The 17060-nt window shown below is 68.1% G+C and carries 18 protein-coding genes; 12 read left to right on the forward strand and 6 right to left on the reverse strand.

The genetic code is table 11. From position 1 onward, the window contains the following. The first annotated feature begins 102 nt into the window (after positions 1-102). From ACFWUU_RS16275 to ACFWUU_RS16290, 4 genes are read left to right on the forward strand one after another with little or no spacing between them, the layout of a single operon-like run. On the forward strand, positions 103-786 hold the full coding sequence (locus ACFWUU_RS16275; RefSeq protein WP_380176393.1) for a phosphoadenylyl-sulfate reductase: 684 nt from the start codon (positions 103-105) through the stop codon (positions 784-786). Further along, a complete protein-coding gene (cysD, locus tag ACFWUU_RS16280) occupies positions 783-1682 on the forward strand; it encodes a sulfate adenylyltransferase subunit CysD (protein ID WP_380176396.1) in 900 nt (299 codons plus the stop codon). The genes ACFWUU_RS16275 and cysD overlap by 4 nt, the downstream gene beginning before the upstream one ends. Further along, on the forward strand, positions 1682-2968 hold the full coding sequence (locus ACFWUU_RS16285) for a sulfate adenylyltransferase subunit 1 (RefSeq protein ID WP_380176399.1): 1287 nt from the start codon (positions 1682-1684) through the stop codon (positions 2966-2968). The genes cysD and ACFWUU_RS16285 overlap by 1 nt, the downstream gene beginning before the upstream one ends. Continuing rightward, entirely contained in the window at positions 2965-3759 is a 795-nt protein-coding gene (locus ACFWUU_RS16290; protein ID WP_137254991.1) for a sirohydrochlorin chelatase, read from the forward strand. Before ACFWUU_RS16285 ends, ACFWUU_RS16290 begins: the two co-directional genes overlap by 4 nt. On the opposite strand, the gene solA is transcribed toward ACFWUU_RS16290, so the two are convergent. Further along, on the reverse strand, positions 3756-4880 hold the full coding sequence (gene solA / locus ACFWUU_RS16295; protein WP_380176401.1) for an N-methyl-L-tryptophan oxidase: 1125 nt from the start codon (positions 4878-4880) through the stop codon (positions 3756-3758). The genes ACFWUU_RS16290 and solA overlap by 4 nt on opposite strands. A gap of 53 nt (positions 4881-4933) precedes the next feature. On the opposite strand from solA, the gene ACFWUU_RS16300 reads away from it, so the two are divergent. Both ACFWUU_RS16300 and ACFWUU_RS16305 read left to right on the forward strand, forming a co-directional pair. Then, positions 4934-5161 carry a ribbon-helix-helix protein, CopG family gene (locus ACFWUU_RS16300; protein WP_170989714.1) on the forward strand — a complete coding sequence of 76 codons (228 nt, stop codon included), beginning with the start codon at positions 4934-4936 and terminating at the stop codon, positions 5159-5161. Next, a complete protein-coding gene (locus tag ACFWUU_RS16305; protein WP_380176403.1) occupies positions 5161-6258 on the forward strand; it encodes a Clp protease N-terminal domain-containing protein in 1098 nt (365 codons plus the stop codon). Before ACFWUU_RS16300 ends, ACFWUU_RS16305 begins: the two co-directional genes overlap by 1 nt. Here ACFWUU_RS16305 and ACFWUU_RS16310 read toward each other — a convergent pair. Genes ACFWUU_RS16310 through zapE form a run of 4 tightly spaced genes read right to left on the reverse strand, consistent with a single transcriptional unit; the run spans position 6255 to position 9481 of the window. Continuing rightward, the gene (locus ACFWUU_RS16310) at positions 6255-6860 is read right to left on the reverse strand and encodes a DUF998 domain-containing protein (protein WP_380176405.1); all 606 of its coding nucleotides are present in this window, start codon (positions 6858-6860) and stop codon (positions 6255-6257) included. The genes ACFWUU_RS16305 and ACFWUU_RS16310 overlap by 4 nt on opposite strands. Positions 6861-6904: 44 nt before the next feature. After that, positions 6905-7771, reverse strand: a complete 867-nt coding sequence (locus ACFWUU_RS16315) for a PPK2 family polyphosphate kinase (RefSeq protein ID WP_380176407.1) — start codon at positions 7769-7771, stop codon at positions 6905-6907. A 14-nt stretch (positions 7772-7785) separates the two neighbouring features. Then, entirely contained in the window at positions 7786-8445 is a 660-nt protein-coding gene (locus tag ACFWUU_RS16320; RefSeq protein WP_380176409.1) for a hypothetical protein, read from the reverse strand. 25 nt (positions 8446-8470) lie between these two features. Further along, positions 8471-9481, reverse strand: coding sequence for a cell division protein ZapE (zapE, locus tag ACFWUU_RS16325; protein WP_380176411.1), 1011 nt, complete (start codon positions 9479-9481; stop codon positions 8471-8473). 105 nt (positions 9482-9586) lie between these two features. Between zapE and ACFWUU_RS16330 the strand changes: the two genes are divergently transcribed. The 6 genes from ACFWUU_RS16330 to ACFWUU_RS16355 are packed head-to-tail and all read left to right on the forward strand — an operon-like array spanning position 9587 to position 15753. Further along, complete coding sequence (locus ACFWUU_RS16330; RefSeq protein ID WP_380176413.1) at positions 9587-10900, forward strand: ABC transporter substrate-binding protein; 1314 nt, start codon at positions 9587-9589, stop codon at positions 10898-10900. A gap of 4 nt (positions 10901-10904) precedes the next feature. Beyond that, positions 10905-11867 carry a carbohydrate ABC transporter permease gene (locus ACFWUU_RS16335; RefSeq protein ID WP_137254983.1) on the forward strand — a complete coding sequence of 321 codons (963 nt, stop codon included), beginning with the start codon at positions 10905-10907 and terminating at the stop codon, positions 11865-11867. Continuing rightward, on the forward strand, positions 11864-12685 hold the full coding sequence (locus ACFWUU_RS16340) for a carbohydrate ABC transporter permease (RefSeq protein ID WP_137254982.1): 822 nt from the start codon (positions 11864-11866) through the stop codon (positions 12683-12685). Before ACFWUU_RS16335 ends, ACFWUU_RS16340 begins: the two co-directional genes overlap by 4 nt. A gap of 19 nt (positions 12686-12704) precedes the next feature. Then, the gene (locus tag ACFWUU_RS16345) at positions 12705-13481 is read left to right on the forward strand and encodes a VOC family protein (protein WP_380176415.1); all 777 of its coding nucleotides are present in this window, start codon (positions 12705-12707) and stop codon (positions 13479-13481) included. Beyond that, complete coding sequence (locus ACFWUU_RS16350) at positions 13478-14419, forward strand: aldo/keto reductase (protein WP_380176417.1); 942 nt, start codon at positions 13478-13480, stop codon at positions 14417-14419. The genes ACFWUU_RS16345 and ACFWUU_RS16350 overlap by 4 nt, the downstream gene beginning before the upstream one ends. Further along, a complete protein-coding gene (locus ACFWUU_RS16355; protein ID WP_380176420.1) occupies positions 14416-15753 on the forward strand; it encodes a GH1 family beta-glucosidase in 1338 nt (445 codons plus the stop codon). The genes ACFWUU_RS16350 and ACFWUU_RS16355 overlap by 4 nt, the downstream gene beginning before the upstream one ends. Here ACFWUU_RS16355 and ACFWUU_RS16360 read toward each other — a convergent pair. Next, positions 15750-16970 carry an ROK family protein gene (locus ACFWUU_RS16360; RefSeq protein WP_380176423.1) on the reverse strand — a complete coding sequence of 407 codons (1221 nt, stop codon included), beginning with the start codon at positions 16968-16970 and terminating at the stop codon, positions 15750-15752. The two genes, ACFWUU_RS16355 and ACFWUU_RS16360, sit on opposite strands and share 4 nt — an antisense overlap. Positions 16971-17060 lie beyond the last annotated feature (90 nt).

Raw genomic sequence — 17060 nt, forward strand, 5'->3', positions numbered from 1 at the left:
CGAGGACCTCAGGCCCTCCGAAGAAGGCCATGGCGCGTGGGAGTGCCGGCCGTGTGCACGGGTGTTCCAGCTCAAGATGATCGGGTTGCGGGTGACGGTGGAATGAGTGACTTGAAGACGATCGCCGAGGAGGCGAACGAACGGCTCGCCGACGCGTCGGCGGTCGAGGTGCTCGCGTGGGCGCGGGAGACCTTCGGTGACGAGCTGGTCGTGACCGCCTCGATGGCCGACGGCGCACTCCCCCATCTCGCGGCCGAGGCGGCGCCCGGGGTCGACGTACTGTTCATCGACACCGGTTACCACTTCGCCGAGACGATCGGGACCCGGGACGCGGTCGCCGCGACGCTGCCGATCCACCTGATCAACGCCACCCCGAAGCAGACGGTCGCGGAGCAGGACGCGGAGTACGGCGAGAAGCTGCACGACCGCGACCCGAACAAGTGCTGCGCGCTGCGCAAGGTCGAGCCGCTGAACCGGTACCTGTCCGGCTACAAGGCCTGGGTCACCGGCATCCGCCGCGAGGAGGCGCCAACCCGCGCCAACACGCCGGTCGTCGAGTACGACGCCAAGCGGGACATGGTCAAGCTCAACCCGATCGCACCGTGGACGCAGGAAGACCTGGACGCGTACATCCAGGACAACGGCGTACTCGTGAATCTCCTGCAGTACGACGGCTACCCGTCGATCGGCTGCGAGCCGTGCACGCAGCGCGTCGCCCCCGGCGAGGACCCGCGCAGCGGCCGCTGGGCCGGCACCGGCAAGGTCGAATGCGGGTTGCACACATGAGCATCACAGTCACCGAGCTCGATGCTCTCGAGAGCGAATCGATCTTCGTGTTCCGTGAGGTGGCAGCGGAGTTCGAGCGGCCGGTGATCCTGTTCTCCGGCGGCAAGGACTCGATCGTGATGCTGCACCTGGCGCGGAAGGCGTTCTCGCCGGCCGGGGTGCCGTTCACGTTGCTGCACGTCGACACCGGGCACAACTTCCCCGAGGTCCTGGCGTACCGCGATGCGACGGTCGAGCAGTTGGGCCTACGACTCGAGGTGGCCAAGGTCGAGGACTACATCGCCGACGGCCGGCTGCGTGAGCGCACCGACGGGACCCGGAACCAGCTGCAGACCATTCCGTTGCTCGACGCAATCAACGGGCACCGGTTCGACGCGGTGTTCGGCGGCGGCCGGCGGGACGAGGAGCGGGCCCGGGCGAAGGAGCGGATCTTCAGCCTGCGCGACGAGTTCGGCCAGTGGGACCCGCGGAACCAGCGGCCGGAGCTGTGGTCGCTCTACAACGGCAAGCACCGGCCCGGTGAGCACGTTCGGGTGTTCCCGCTGTCGAACTGGACCGAGCTCGACATCTGGAACTACATCGAACGCGAGCAGATCCCGCTGCCGAGCATCTACTACGCGCACGACCGGGACGTGTTCGAGCGCGACGGCATGTTGCTTGCCGTCGGCCCGTACTCGCAGCCGCGCGACGGCGAGACCGTTGCCCAGCGCACCGTTCGGTACCGGACCGTCGGGGACATGTCCTGCACCGGGGCCGTGGCTTCCGAAGCCAGGAGTGCCGCCGAGGTCGTCGTCGAGGTCGCAGCCAGCGAGATCACCGAGCGCGGCGCCACCCGCGCCGACGACCGCGCCAGCGAGGCCGCGATGGAAGACCGCAAGCGAGAGGGGTACTTCTGATGAGCACGCTTCTCCGCCTCGCCACTGCCGGATCGGTCGACGACGGCAAGTCCACGCTGGTCGGCCGGCTGCTGCACGACTGCAAGGCGATCCTCGCCGACCAGATCGCGCACGTGAAGACGGTCTCCGAAGCCCGCGGCGGTGACTTCGACTTCGCGCTGCTCACCGACGGTCTGCGGGCCGAACGCGAGCAGGGCATCACGATCGACGTCGCCTACCGGTACTTCGCCACCGACAAGCGCTCGTTCATCCTGGCCGACTGCCCCGGGCACGTGCAGTACACCCGCAACACCGTGACCGGCGCCTCGACCGCGGACGTGGTGATCATCCTGGTCGACGCGCGGCACGGCGTACTCGAGCAGACCCGGCGGCACCTGGCCGTGGCCGGTCTGCTCCGGGTGCCGCACGTCGTACTCGCGGTGAACAAGGTCGACCTGGTCGGCTACGACGAGGCCGTGTTCACCAAGATCGCCAAGGACGTCAACGAGGTCGCCGACCAGCTCGGCATCGCGGACATCCAGGCCATCCCGGTCTCCGCGCTCGTCGGCGACAACGTGGTGGACCACTCGAGCCGGACGGACTGGTACGACGGCCCGACGCTGCTCGAGTACCTCGAGAACGCCACCGGGCGGATCGACAACTCCCAGCAGCCGCTGCGGTTCCCGGTGCAGTACGTGATCCGGCCGCAGACCGACGACGAGTACCGCGACTACCGCGGCTACACCGGAACCGTTGCCTCCGGCACCGTTTCGGTCGGCGACCAGGTGATCGTGCTGCCGGCCGGCCGGCGTACGTCGGTCGCCGGGATCGACCGCGCCGTCGTCACCGCCACGTCCACCGCCGTGGTCGAGCGGCCGTCCGCGGTCGCCGGCGAAGCGGTCACGGTCCGGCTCGCCGACGACCTCGACGTGGCCCGCGGCTCGGTCATCGTGGCCGCCGAGGCCTCCCCCGGTACCCGCCGGGAGCTGGCCGCCACCGTGAGTTGGTTGTCCGACCGGCCACTGACCGTCGGGGCCAGGGTGCTGATCAAGCACACCACCACCACCGCGCAGGCGATTGTCACCAAGATCACCGGCGCGCTGGACCTCGACACGCTCGGAGTCATCGACGCCACCGAGCTCGCACTGAACGACATCGGCAAGGTGCAACTGAAGATCGCCGCACCGCTGGCTGCCGACCCGTACTCCAGCAACACCATCACCGGATCGTTCCTGCTGATCGACGCCCACGACGGGTGGACGCTGGCAGCCGGAATGATCGACGACGAAGAAGGGGAACTGCTATGACTGCGCCAGCTCTCGTAGTCCTCGCCCACGGCAGCCGCGACCCGCGTTCGGCCGCCACCGTCCACGCCCTGATCAAGTGCCTGCGTGAGATGCGTGCCGACCTGCGGATCGAAGCCTCCTTCCTCGACCACTGCCCGCCGACGCCGTACCAGGTGATCGGCAAGCTCGCCGCCGAAGGTGTGGAAGAGGTCGTCGTCCTGCCGCTGCTACTGTCGTCGGCGTACCACGCGAAGATCGACGTACCGGCCGTCGTCGACGAGGCGCGTTCGCGGTTCCCGAGCCTACGGATCATCGCGTCCGACGTCCTCGGGTACGACGACACGCTGCTCGACGTACTCGACCGCCGGATGCGGGCCGAGCTCAAGGACGGGCGGGTCCGCGAACTGGACGCGCTGGTGCTGGCCTGCGCCGGGTCGAGCGACTCACACGCGAACGCGAGCGTCACGCGGCTCGCACGCCTGTGGGGTCAGCGGCACAAGCTGCCGGTCACGGCCGCGTTCGTCTGCGCCGCGTCGCCGTCGCCCGCCGAGGCCGTGCTCAAGTGGCGTCTCGAGGGCCGTCGGCACGTCGCGGTGGGGTCGCTCTTCCTCGCTCCCGGCGTACTCCCGGACCGCGCCGAGTCGACGGCCCGCCGTGCGGGTGCGGTCGCGGTGTCGGCGCCGCTGGGTGTGAGCGCCGAGGTCGCACGCCTGGTCCTGCTCCGGTACGGCGTGGCCGGCCTCGACCTGCTCACGCTCGAGCCTGCTCCGCGTCCGGTCATCGCCCGCCCGGAGCTGGTCCGTACCGCCTAGAACCGCAGCGGATCGATGAAGGAGACGTCGGCGTACGGCGTCTCCTTCGTCGTGACCTGAGCCAGGAGCTCGCCAACTCCGGCGCAGTGCTTGAAGCCGTGGCCGCTGTCACCGCCGGCGATCACCAGACGCTCGTCGTACCGCCCGACCAGGAACTGTCCGTCGGGCGAGTCCGTCACCATGCACGGCATCAGCTTGACCGGCTCCGGGTCGAGCTCCGGGAAGGACTTCGCGATCGTCGCGGACAGCTCGGCTATGTCCTTACGCGGGTGGATGTAGCGGTCCAGCTCGTCCGGGTCGACGTCCCGGTCGCGCTCGGCGCCGTCGAGGCCGACCTTGACCAGGAAGTCCTCGTCGGAGCCGTGTCCCCACAGTCCCTTGCCGTCGGCAAACTCCCAGATGAACGCCGGGAAGTTCGTCAGCTGGAACGCGTCCGACGCCGGGTCCTTCGGCTGGAACCAGAACAACGGCGTACGGCGGGGTGACAGGCTGACCGTCGGAACGAGTTTGCTCAACCACGCGCCGGTGCTGATCACAACCTGGTCCGCGGTGATGGTCGTCGTCGGGGTCCGGACCGTCACCTCGTCGCGACCGACCTCGATCGCCGTCGCCATCGTGTGCGGATACACCGTCGCGCCCAGCCGCTGCGCCTCCGCGACATGCGCCCGAACGGTCGGCTCGGCGTAACAGATCCCCGCGCCCGGATCCCAGACCGCGACATCCTCGGACGCCAGCGCGTATTGCGGGAAACGCTTGGCCAGCTCGTCGTGGCTGAGGACTGTCGTCGGCGCGCCCGCATCCATCGCAGCCTGCCGCGCACCCTTCACCGGCCGGCTCCCCGGACCACCGACATTCAACGAGCCGGTCTGTCGGACGTATGTCTCGCCGGTCCGCTCCCCCAGCTCGGTCCACAGCGCGAGCGACTTCCGCGCGATCTCGGTCAGCCCCGGATGCTCCATACACGCCACCCGGAACAACCGCGTCGTCCCGTGCGACGACCCGAACGGATGCCCGATCGCCTGCCGCTCGATCCCGACGACGTTCACCCCACGCGCCGCCAGCCGCCACAACGCCGCCGACCCGAACGCGCCCAGCCCCACCACCACGACGTCTGTCCGCATGGCTCCAAGCCTTTCACAGCGAGGCGGTCAGATAGCGTGATATCTTGATATCTATGGCGAAGGACGCGACCAAGAACATCCTGCTGCGGCTCGACCCCGAGCTGGCCGAGCGGCTGCAGACCGTGGCTTCGGTGGAGGGCCGCTCGGTGTCCGATGTGGCGCGGGAGGCGATCGCAGCGCTCGTCGATCAGCGGCGGCAGGACAGTCAGTTCAGCGAGCTGCTCGAAGCGAATCTCGCCCGGCACGAGGAGTCCTTGCGCCGGCTCAAGGGCGACGACTGATGCGCTACCTCGGCCCGTACGACGTGCTGACGATCGCGGCCCGCGTGCTGTGCTGCAGCTCGGCGGACGCGGTCCAGCGGACCGATCTGAACGCGGTCGAGCGCGTGCTGGACAGCGTCCGGTTGACCAGCGGGCTGGCCGAGTCGGCGGGCGTGCTGCTCGCGGGGCTGGTGCGGGCGCGGCCGTTCGACGGGGCGAACCGGGTGGTCGCGGTCGCCGTCGTACTGCAGTTCGTGACGCTGAACCGGGCCGAGTTGCAACTCGAGCCGGTGGCCGACGTCGACGAGCTGCTCGACCGGATCGCGGCCGGCGAGGCAAGCCATCGGGAGGCGGGGGCGTTCATCCGGAGCCGGCTCGAGCACCGGCCGGTGTCGCCTGAGGATCTGCAGGAGCATCTGCGGCTCGATCTGCTGCTCAGCGAGGAGACGCTGACGTTCGATGTCGAGCAGGAATGGTGGAGGGGAGTTCGGATGTACGAGCAGTTCAGCGACCCGGCGAGGCAGGTCATCGTCCTCGCGCAGGAGGAGGCTCGCGGTTTCGACCACGCGTACGTTGGCACCGAACACCTGCTGCTGGGGCTGATCACCGAGGGGCAGAGCATCGCCGCGCGGGTCCTGAACGGGGTCGGGATCACCGCGCCGGCCGTGAAGGACCTGGTGGTGGAGATCATCGGCCGCGGGAACTCCGGTACGGCGGGGGCGTCGATCCCGTTCACGCCGCGGGCCAAGAGCACGTTCGAGTACGCGTGGGGCGAATCGCGGGCGCGCGGGGCGGAGCAGGTCCGGCCGGAGCACCTGCTGCTCGGCGTACTGAACGACCGTGACGGCGTCGGCGGGCAGATCATCACGAAGCTTGCCGCCGACATCGATCAGGTACGCCGCAAGCTCGAGGAGCGGATGAACTGGCGCGAGCGTTCCGAGTCACTCGTCGCCGGCATGCTCACCGAGAGCGCCACTGCGAACTGGACGACGTACGGCCGCCGGCACCACCTGATCCACGAGCTCAACGCGCTGCTGGACGAGAACGAGCGCCTGCACGAGCAGGTCGCGAAACTCCGCGACCTGCTCCGCCAGCATGACATCGACCCAGACAGCTAGGCGGCCTCTACCAGCAGGCAGATGCCTACCGTCAGGAACCAGAGGTTGGTGCTCACCAGAAAGCCGCGCTCGAACAGACCGAACACGACCCGCAGCCGCGGCACGAGCGCGATCACCAGCACTACGAGCGACACCAGCGCGACGAGGCGCAGTACCGAGAGCAAGCCGCTGACGGACTCCCAGGCGCCGACGGATCCGAGCTCAGGCGTCATCCCGGCGATCGCGGAGTACGTCAACGCGAACGCGGCGACCGCAAACAGGTAGTGCAGCCGACCCGAGCGGGTCAGCCGCTGCCCCTCCAGGTCGGTCGGGAACTTCAGCATCCCGACCCGCGCGACCGGGATCAGGAACAGAAAGACCAGCTGCAGCACGGTCACGGTCGGCGTACCGGGCTCAAGTGCGAGGCCGGCGGCCAACGCAAGGATGCCGACCGAGGACGCAACGAGCGCCCAACGGAACAGCCATGCGTAGCGGCCGACGCCGTAATCGCTGACGGCGTGGCGAACCGGGTGGTACCCGGTCGGCAGCAGGTGGAACGCAACGAAGACACAGAAGTAGCCGCCCATCCCCAGGACGGCGAGAACCGCCAGCAGCAACGCCATGGGCGTAACCGTAGGTGGCCCGGGGGCCGGGCCACCCCGTGGCGTCAGGTTGCTGCCAGGCGCTTCTTCTCCTTCTCGACGTCGAAGTCCGCGACCGGCCACTCCGGGTTCAGCTCGCGCAGCGTCTCCAGGAGGAGCGTGGTGACGGCCCAGTTGCGGTACCACTTGCGGTCGCTCGGGATGACGTACCACGGCGCCTCGGGCGTGTTACAGCGCTCGATCGCCGCGTGGTACGCGTCCATGTAGTCCGGCCAGAGCTGCCGCTCGTCGACGTCGGACGGGTTGTACTTCCAGTGCTTGGTCGGGTCGTCGAGCCGCGCGTCGAGCCGGGCGCGCTGCTCCTCCGGCGAGATGTGCAGGTAGCACTTGAGGACCGTCGTACCGTTCGCGGCCAGCTCAGCCTCGAAGTCGTTGATCTGGTCGTAGCGCCGGTCCCACACGTTCGGCGTGACCAGGTTGCGCACCCGCGCGATCAGCACGTCCTCGTAGTGCGACCGGTCGAAGATCCCGACCATCCCCTCCGCCGGCAGCGCCTGCTTGATCCGCCACAGGAACCCGCGCCGCTTCTCGGCCGGCGTCGGCGCCTTGAACGAGGTGATCTTCAGGCCCTGCGGGTCCATCAGCCCCGCACCGTGCCGGATCACCCCGCCCTTGCCCGAGGTGTCCATGCCCTGCAGCACCAGCAGCACGCTGCGCTCGCCGCCCTTGCGCCCCTCGGCGAACAGCCGCTCCTGCCAGTCCGAGACCTCGGCGCCGAGATCCTCCAGCGCGACCTTGCCGTCGTCCTTGGAGCCGTCGAAGCCCGGCGTCGCACGCGTGTCGTACGTCGTCAGGTCAACCGGCCCGGCCGGCACCCGCAGCTGTTCGCGGATCCCCGCGGCAGCCTTCTCGCCCTTCTTCTGCTTCGCCATCTCCACATCCTGCCTCATCCACCCCCGACTTCAGCGGTATTGCGCCGCCGACGCCGCCACAACACGATCTCGATCACCAGCACGGCGAGGCCGCAGACCGGGACGGCGACCGCACCCCAGACGAACCCGGCGATCGGCGCCAGGCAGTCTCCCTCCTCAGGGCATTCGGTCCGCGCGTAGTAGTCCGCCCCGGCCTTGATCACCACCAGCACCACGAAGATCGTCCCGCACAGGTACGCCGCCGTACGGACCAACCACCGCCCCGGCCCAGGCTGCTGAGTAACACCCGGCTCCATCGCTGTCGCATCAGCCGCCGCGGGCTGTACGCCGTTCGCGATCAACACGAAAGCGACCAGGCCGGTCGCGAACTCCAGCAGGGCGAGCTCACCCTCGCTCCGGCTCCAGATGAACCGGAACCCGTCGTCGGAGATGCTCTCCCAGATCAGGAGCCCGGTCAGGGCGGCCAGGACGATGCCCAGCCAGAGGCGTGCCTTCGGGTCCGGCCACGCGGTCACGACGGACGCCAGAGCCGGGACGAACGCCAGCCCTCCGAGCGGCAGGATCCATTGCTCGGCGCCGAAGCCAGACGTGTCGTCGAACTGGACGAACCCGCCGGCGACCAGCAGCCCGAGGGCAACTGTCAGCAGCAACAGTGAGATCGAACGCCGACTCATCCGTCCAGGGAAGCACGCCCGGGGATCACGCCGCGCGGGCGAGAGCGATCAGGCGGGACAGGGCGCGGAGGTACTTCTTGCGGTAGCCGCCCTTGAGCATGTCGGGCGAGAACAGTTCGTCAAGCGGTACGCCGCCGGCCAGCAGCGGGAGGTTGCGGTCGTACATCCGGTCGGCGAGCACAACCAGCCGGAGCGCGACGTTCTCGTCGGTCAGCGGGCGTACGTCGGTGATCGCCACCGTCTCGATCCCGTCGAGGAGCGCGCCGTACCTGCTCGGGTGCAGCTCGGCGAGGTGGCGGTGGAGGTCGACGAAATGGTCGTAGGACGCGTTGGGGCGTTGCGCGGCTTCCTGTTCGACCTTCTCGTCGGGCCAGGGGTCGGGGGCGACGGGGAGGCCGCGGTGGCGGTAGTCGGGGCCGTCGATCCGGCGTACGTCGAAGTGCGCTGCGAGCGCCTGGATCTCGCGGAGGAAGTCGACGGCCTGAAAACGGCCTTCGCCGAGCTTGTCGGGCAGCGTGTTGGACGTCGCGGCGAACTCGACGCCGGCCTCGACCAACTGACCGATCAGCCGGGAGATCAGCATGGTGTCGCCGGGGTCGTCGAGCTCGAACTCGTCGATGCAGATCAGGCGGTACTGCGAGAGCTTGTCGACTGCTGTCCGGAGGCCCAGCGCGCCGACCAGGTTGGTGAGCTCGACGAACGTGCAGTACATCTTCGGTCCGGCCGACTCGTGCCAGAGCGAGGCGAGGAGGTGGGTCTTGCCGACGCCGAATCCGCCGTCGAGGTAGATGCCCTGTTTGCCCTCGACCTGGGAGCGACCGCGGAGCCTGGCCCAGAGCGATCGGGTTTGCCGAGGCTTGGCGAGATTGGCGGCGCGAGCTGTCAGGGCCTCGAGCGCCTCGGACTGCGAGGGCTCGTCGGGGTTCGGGCGGTAGGTGGTGAAGCGGGCGTCGGCGAAGCGCGGCGGAGGGACGCACTCCGACAGCAGGCGGTCGGGGCTCACCTCCGGCCATTGCTCGCTCAACCGGATCACCATGGCCCAACCCTAAGCGAGGGAAATCTCTGGAAACTCAGCTGTGACCTTGACCGCTTTCTTACTTTCAGTTAGGAAGTTGAGTAGACGAACGACGAGGAGTCTCCGATGGGCGAACAGCACGTGCGGCGGCGGACAGTTCTCAAAGGGGCGGTGGGTGCGCTCGGCCTCGGGTCCGCGCTCGGATCCACACTGGCCGCCTGCGGTGGCAGGGACAGCGGCGGCGGGACGACCAGCGGCGGCAAGGCCGTGGTCCGGATGTGGTCCTGGTACAACGACCAGGAGGACCAGTTCCCCAAGCTGATCAGCGCGTTCGAGGCCGCGCACAGCAACATCAAGATCGAGAACCGGATCTTCGGCACCCCGGACCAGTACCTGCCCGCGTTGCAGGCCGCGGTCGCGGGTGGCGACGTGCCGGAGATCTTCGCGCCGCACACGCGGGCGTTGACCTACGGCACCGGCGGGATCTCCGCGGACCTGAAGCAGGAGCTCGGCGACGACTTCCTGAAGGACTTCTTCGACTCGGCCAACCAGGAGTACACCCTGGACGGCAAGCAGTACGCGGTCGGCTGGATGGCGCAGACGTTCGGGATCTTCTACAACCCGGACATGCTGAAGAAGGCCGGCGTCGAGGAAGACGGTATCGAGACCTGGGACGACCTGATCGCGGCGGCGCAGAAGATCAAGGCCACCGGCAAGTTCCCGGTGGCGCTGAGCTGCAACCCGACGACGAGTTCGCTCGACTTCTTCCTGCCGCTGATCACGCAGGTCGCCGACGACCCGACGTACTACCTGAAGCTCGACCAGCTCAAGGACGGTGCGACGTACGAGGATCCGAAGGTGATCCAGGCGATCGAGCTGCAGCAGAAGATCGTCAAGGGCGGCGTCTTCCAGCCCGGTACGACCGGCACCAGCGGCGACCAGGCCCCGCAGATCTTCTACACCGGCAAGTCCGCGATGCTGTTCAACGGCAGCTGGACGCCGCAGGGCCTGACCAAGGACGCGACGCCCGCGTTCAACAAGCTCTACAAGGTGATGAAGACACCGGCGATCGCGCCGGGCAAGCGGCACTGGACCGCGAACCAGGCCGGCGCCGGCTGGGCGGTCGCGGCGAACAGCAAGAACAAGGACGCCGCGCTGGAGTTCCTGAAGTTCATGTACTCCGCCGAGCAGTACTCCCCCACGATGAACGACTCGAACTCGATGCCGGCCACCAAGAGCGCCGCGGCGCGGATCGAGCTGCCGATCATGAAGCAGATGACGTCCTGGCTGCTCGACGGCGACGGGTGCCCGCACATCCCGTTCGGGCCGGGCTCGGTCGCGGCCGGCGATCCGCTGGCGAAGATCTTCGACGGCACCGGCGAACCGGCCGCGGTCGCGAAGGCGATGCAGCAGGCGGTCCAGAACGCCAAGGGCGGCTGATCGGATGGCGACAACGCTCTCCCGGCAAGACGTCGTACGACGATCAGCCGGGCGAACGTCGTACCGGTTCGGGTCGCCGCTGCGGAAGTCGCAACGGCTTGCGGGCTACCTGTTCGTGCTGCCGACGTTCGCCTTGTTCCTGGCGTTCGTGCTCTGGCCGATCCTCTACACGGCGTACCTGAGCCTGACCTCGTGGGGCGGGTTCGGGTCGCCGCGGTTCGTGCACTTCGACAACTACAGCCGAATGCTGCACGACCCGGTGGCGCGCCGGGCGCTGATCGTCACGCTGGTGCTGACCGGCGTGACGACCGCGATCCTGACGTTCCTCGGAATGGTCACCGCCGTGCTGGTGAACGTGATCTGGTCAAAGGTCGGCGTTGTCGTCCGGACCATCCTGTTCATCCCGGGCATCGTGTCGTTCGTCGTGTCGGCGGTGCTCTGGAAGCTGATCTACGACCCGAACATCGGTACGCTGAACCGGTTGCTCGGGGCAATCGGTCTGGACAGCCTGCAGCATCCGTGGCTGGCCGACCACAAGACCGTGCTGCCGGCCATCGTGGTGGTGACGGTCTGGGGCGGGCTCGGGTTCAACATGCTGATCTACTTCGCGGGCCTGCAGAGCATCGACCCGAACCTGTACGAGGCCGCCGCGATGGACGGCGCCAACACGGTCCAGCAGTTCCGTCACATCACCGTGCCGAGTCTGCGGATCGTCACCGGGCTGATCGTCAGCCTCGGCCTGCTGAACGGGTTCAAGGCGTTCGACATCATCTTCGTGATGACGGGCGGCGGGCCGAACCACGCCAGCGAAGTACTCGGCACGTACTTGTACTCGCTGGCGTTCGGTTCGACGTCCGGCTCGATCCCGCAGCTCGGCTACGCGAGTGCGTTCAGCGTGGTGACGATGGTGCTCTGCACGCTCGCGGTCATCGCACAACTCTGGCTGACGCGGAGGGCGGACCGATGAATCGCTGGCTCGGAAAGTCCTTCGCGACCTTCGTGCTCCTGCCGTTCTGCCTGCTGATGGCGTTCCCGTTCGTGTGGATGCTGCTGACGTCACTGCGGGAGCAGAACACGATCTTCAACGGGCCGATCATCCCGCGGAAGTTCACCGGCGTCGCCTACAAGGACGCGTGGACGTCGATCGATTTCCCGTTGCATTTCTGGAACAGCGTCTGGATCACTTCGGTCACCGTGATCGGGGTGCTGATCTTCGCGACGCTGAGCGGTTACGCCTTCGCGAAGCTGGACTTCCCGTTCCGGAACACGTTGTTCGTCCTGCTGCTGACCACGCTGATGATGCCGTCGACGGCGTTGATCATCCCGCTGTATCTGGAGCTCAAGTCGCTCGGGCTGCTCGACAGTCAGGCCGGGCTGCTTGTGCTGTACATCTCCGGGTCGGCGCCGTTCGCGATGTTCCTGATGCGGGCGTTCTTCCAGACCCTGCCCGACGAGCTGATCGAGGCGGCCCGGGTGGACGGCGGCAGCGAGCTGACGATCTTCCGGCGGGTGATCCTGCCGCTGACCCGGCCCGGGATCGCGACCGTGGTGATCTTCCAGTTCCTCTCCACCTGGAACGAGTTCCTGATCGCCAACACGGTTCTGCGCAACACCGACGCACTCCCGCTGCAGCCGGTGCTGTTCACGCTGATGGGCCAGTACTCCACGAACTGGCCGGCCCTCACCGCCGGCCTCACGCTGTCCGTCGTACCGGTCGTGATCGTCTACGTCCGGATGCAGCGGCAGTTCGTCGCCGGGATGATGCTCGGCGCGGTCAAGAACTGACTCCTTCGAAAGAGGTCGTATGCCGATCAAGAACGTCGTGGTCAACTGCACCGATGTCGCCCGCTCGGTCGAGTTCTACACCAGGTTCCTCGAGCTGGAGGTGGTCGGCGAGCCGACCGCACAGCGCGCCGTGCTGGACGCCGTCACCGCGACGATCGAGTTACGGGCCGTGGGCAACGGCCGGGAGCAGAGCACGTGGTCGCCGGACGACCTGCAGAAGGGGTTCCGGCACATCGGGTTCAAGGTCGACCGGATCGACGAGCGGGCCGGCGTACTCAAGGACGCCGGGGTCGAGTTCAAGCTCGACCCGCTCGATGCCGAGGGCAACGTCCGGATCTGCTTCTTCTACGACCCGGACGGCACGCTGCTGGAGATGATCCAGGGCGACCTGCAGTACGCCGAGATCCTCGACGCGGACGGGGTCGCGCGCGAGCGGGCACTCGGCGTACCGGCGCGGCCGCGGTTCGACCATGTCGCGGTGACGATCGAGGACCGGGACGCCACCAGCGCGTACTACGACCGGAACTACGGCTTCTCGTTCATCGGCACGATCGAGCAGCCGCACGACAAGCGCGGGTTCCACATCGGCTACCTGAAGGGCGGCGACACCGTCCTCGAGGTGTTCACGTACGAGGTCGAGAAGAGCTCCCGCGCCCCGCAGCTCGACGTCGCCGGTTTCGCGTACGCCGAACTCGCCGGCGACCCAGCGGATCTACCCGCCGAGACCGCGCCGGACGGCACCAAGGTCTACGTCGACAGCGACGGGTTCGCGTTCGCCGTAGGCTCCGAGGCATGACAGAGAACTGGCTGCGGCCCCTGGGTTCCACCGGTCTGACCGTGTCCGCCGTCTGCGCCGGCGGCAGTGGCCTCGGAGGCATGCCCGCGGTGTTCGGGTACGACGTGACCCGACAAGAAGCGATCGACCTGGTGCTGCGCGTGTTCGACAGCCCGCTGACCTGGATCGACACCTCGAACGGGTACAGCGACGGCGAGAGCGAACTGCGCATCGGTCTGGCCATCAGGGAGCACGGCGGCCTGCCGGACGGGTTCCTGGTCGCGACCAAGGTCGACGCCCGCGACGGCGACTACTCGGGTGCGCGGGTCCGGGCCAGCGTGGCTGAGAGCAAGGAACGGCTCGGGCTGGACGAGCTGCCGCTGGTCTACCTGCACGATCCGGAGTTCCACGACTTCGACTCGATGCGGGACGCGGTCGACACCTTGATGCAGCTGCGCGCGGACGGGGAGATCGGGCACGTCGGGCTGGCGGGCGGGAACACTCGTGAGCTCTCTCGCTATCTGGATCTCGGTGGGTTCGAGGTGCTCCTCGTGCACAACCGGTGGAGCCTCGTGGACCACTCGGCGCTCGGCATCTTCGAGCGGGCTCGTTCCGAAGACATCGCGGTGGTGAACGCGGCGATCTACGGCGGCGGGATCCTCGCCAATCCCGCGGCCACGACGAAGTACGGGTACCGGGAGGCGCCTGCGGCCGTCCTGGACGCGGTGGCCGAGATGGAGAAGGCCTGCCAGGAGTACGGCCTCGATCTCGCGACCGCGGCCGTGCGGCACTCGGTGGACGAGCCGGGGATCGCGGGCACGGTCGTCGGCATCACCAAGCCGGCCCGGGTCGACGCCTTGCAGGAAGCGCTGGCGGCGGACCTGCCCGGCGAGCTACTTAACCGGTTAGGTAGCCTACTTCCGGACAGGCAGTACTGGGTTGAGAAGGAGACGACGTGACGAGCGGATTCACGTGGGGCGCGGCGACCGCGTCGTACCAGGTCGAGGGCGCGGTCTCCACCGACGGGCGCGGCCCGAGTATCTGGGACACGTTCGCGCACACCCCGGGCAAGATCGCGGACGGCACCAACGGTGACGTGGCCGACGACCATTACCACCGGTTCAGCGAGGACATCCGGATGTTGGCGGACCTCGGGCTGAACGCGTACCGGTTCTCGATCGCGTGGCCGCGGATCGTGCCGGGCGGTTCGGGTGCTGCCAACGCGGCCGGGCTGGACTTCTACCGGCGACTGGCCGAGGCGTGTCTGGAGAACGGCGTCACGCCGTACGCGACGCTCTATCACTGGGATCTGCCGCAGCCGCTGGAGGACGCCGGCGGCTGGCTGAACCGCGACACGGCCGAACGCTTCCGTGACTATGCGGTGCTGGCGCACGACGGGCTGTCCGATGTCATCAAGAACTGGATGACGCTGAACGAGCCGTGGTGCTCGGCGTTCCTGGGGTACGGGAACGGTGAGCACGCGCCGGGTCGGACGGAGGGCGCTGACGCGCTGAAGGCCGTGCACCACCTGCTGCTCGGGCACGGTCTGACGCTCGACGCGATTCGGTCGGAGGGTTCGTCGTACGGGATCGCGCTGAACCCGGCGCCGATCCACGCCGCGAGTGACTCCCCCGCCGACCGCGACGCCGCGCGCCGGGTCGACGGGCTGCGGAACCGCATGTTCCTCGAGCCGCTGCTGTCGGGGCGCTATCCCTCGGAGGTGCTGGAAGACACCGGGATGACTGGGTGGTTCGCTGAGCAGGAGGCGGATCTTCCGGTGATCGCGGCGCCGCTCGACTTCATCGGTGTCAACTACTACTGCCCGACCACGGTCGCCGCGCCGGACGGACCGATCTCGTCGCCGGTCGCCTCGACGCAGCCGGGGAGCGAGAACGTCGTTGCCGTCGACACCGGTCTGCCCCGGACGCAGATGGGCTGGCCGATCCAGGCCACCGGGCTGCGCGACATCCTGGTCACGATCAACAAGCTCGCGCCCGAGCTGCCGTTGTACGTGACGGAGAACGGCGCGGCGTACCCGGACTCGGTCACCGCCGATGGCGCGATCGAGGACGACGAACGGCTCGACTACATCAAGCAGCACATCGCCGTCTGCGAGGACCTGGTCGCCGAGGGCTTCCCGCTCAAGGGGTACTTCGTCTGGTCGCTGATGGACAACTACGAATGGGCCTGGGGCTACAGCCGCCGCTTCGGCATCGTGTACGTCGACTACGCGACCCAGGCCCGCACCGTGAAGAAGAGCGGGCGCTGGCTTAAGGACCACTTGACCGCTTAGGAGCGGGTGTTCTGGTGCGGCGTTAGTTGGGTGTGGAGAACGAGTGAGGCGGCTCCCAGGGCCGCCGCGCTCGGGCCCAGCTTGGAGAGCTCGACGCGGGTCGGATGCATGGCGCGGACGAAGGACAGACGGTTGAGTTCCTGGGCCGCGATGCGGACGTAGATGTCGCCGGCCTCGCTGAATCCGGGGCCGGCCAGGATGATCTGGTTGAGGTCGAGCAGGTTGGTGATCGAGAGCAAGGCCTTGGCCAGGTAGGTCGCGGACTCCTCGATCAGCTCGACACAGCGCGGGTCTCCGGCGGCCGCCAGGCGGGCGATCTTGGCGAAGTCGGACCGGGTGGACAGCCGACGGCCGCGGAGGCCGAGCTTGTCCGCCAGCTGCTCATCTTCACCGGCACGTGCGACGACTGCCGCCGGTGCGGCGAGGCTCTCCAGGCAGCCCTGACCGCCGCACCAGCACAGCGGACCGTTGACGTCGAGCACCATGTGGCCGATCTCGCCGACGTTCGACGACGAGCCGCGGTACACATCGCCGTTGGTCACGAGGCCGAGGCCGAACCCGGCCGCCATGTAGACGGTGGCGAAGTCGTTCACCGACGGGATCTTGCCCGCCCAGAACTCGCCGATCGCCGCGCAGGTCGAGTCGTTCTCCACCACGATCGGGTGGTCGATCGCGTCCTTGAGGGTGTCCCGTACGGCGAACGGCTCCCAGGCGTACTTCTCCGAGTCCGTCCGCAGCAGCCGCGTCCCGCCCCGGCCCTGCCGTCCGGCCAGTGCGACGCCGACGCCGACCAGCGTCGACGGCTCGATCTCGGCCTTCACGATCAGGTCCTCGAGCTCGGCCGTGATCCGTCGTACCGCGGTCGCCGGAGCATCCTTGCCGATCCCGCGCGACGACACCTGCTCGATGACCCGGCCGCTCATGTCGGTGACGACGTACGTCGTGCTCGGGGTGTCGACCGCGATCCCGATCGCGTGCCGGGCGCGGGGGTTGAACTGCAGGAGCGTGGCGCGTTTGCCGCCGGTGGGGTCGCCGTACCCGGTCTCGATGATCAGGCCGTCGGCGAGCAGTCGCTTGACCACGCGCGAGATCGACGCACCGGTCAGCCCGGACCGGTCGGCGAGGTCGACGCGGGTGACCGTACCGCTGGAGCGGATCAGGTCCAGGATCGCGCTGTGGGTCTCCTGCGCGGTCGCACCTCTCAGAATCTTCGCCACGTCACCCTCCCTCGGATCGCACTTTAGTACACAACGTAAGGAAGTGGCAGAGGTTGACCTCAATCATTGTTGAGGTTCTAGCGTTGCTGG

Origin of the sequence: Kribbella sp. NPDC058693, from assembly GCF_042715335.1 — a bacterium.
GTDB classification, from domain to species: domain Bacteria; phylum Actinomycetota; class Actinomycetes; order Propionibacteriales; family Kribbellaceae; genus Kribbella; species Kribbella jiaozuonensis.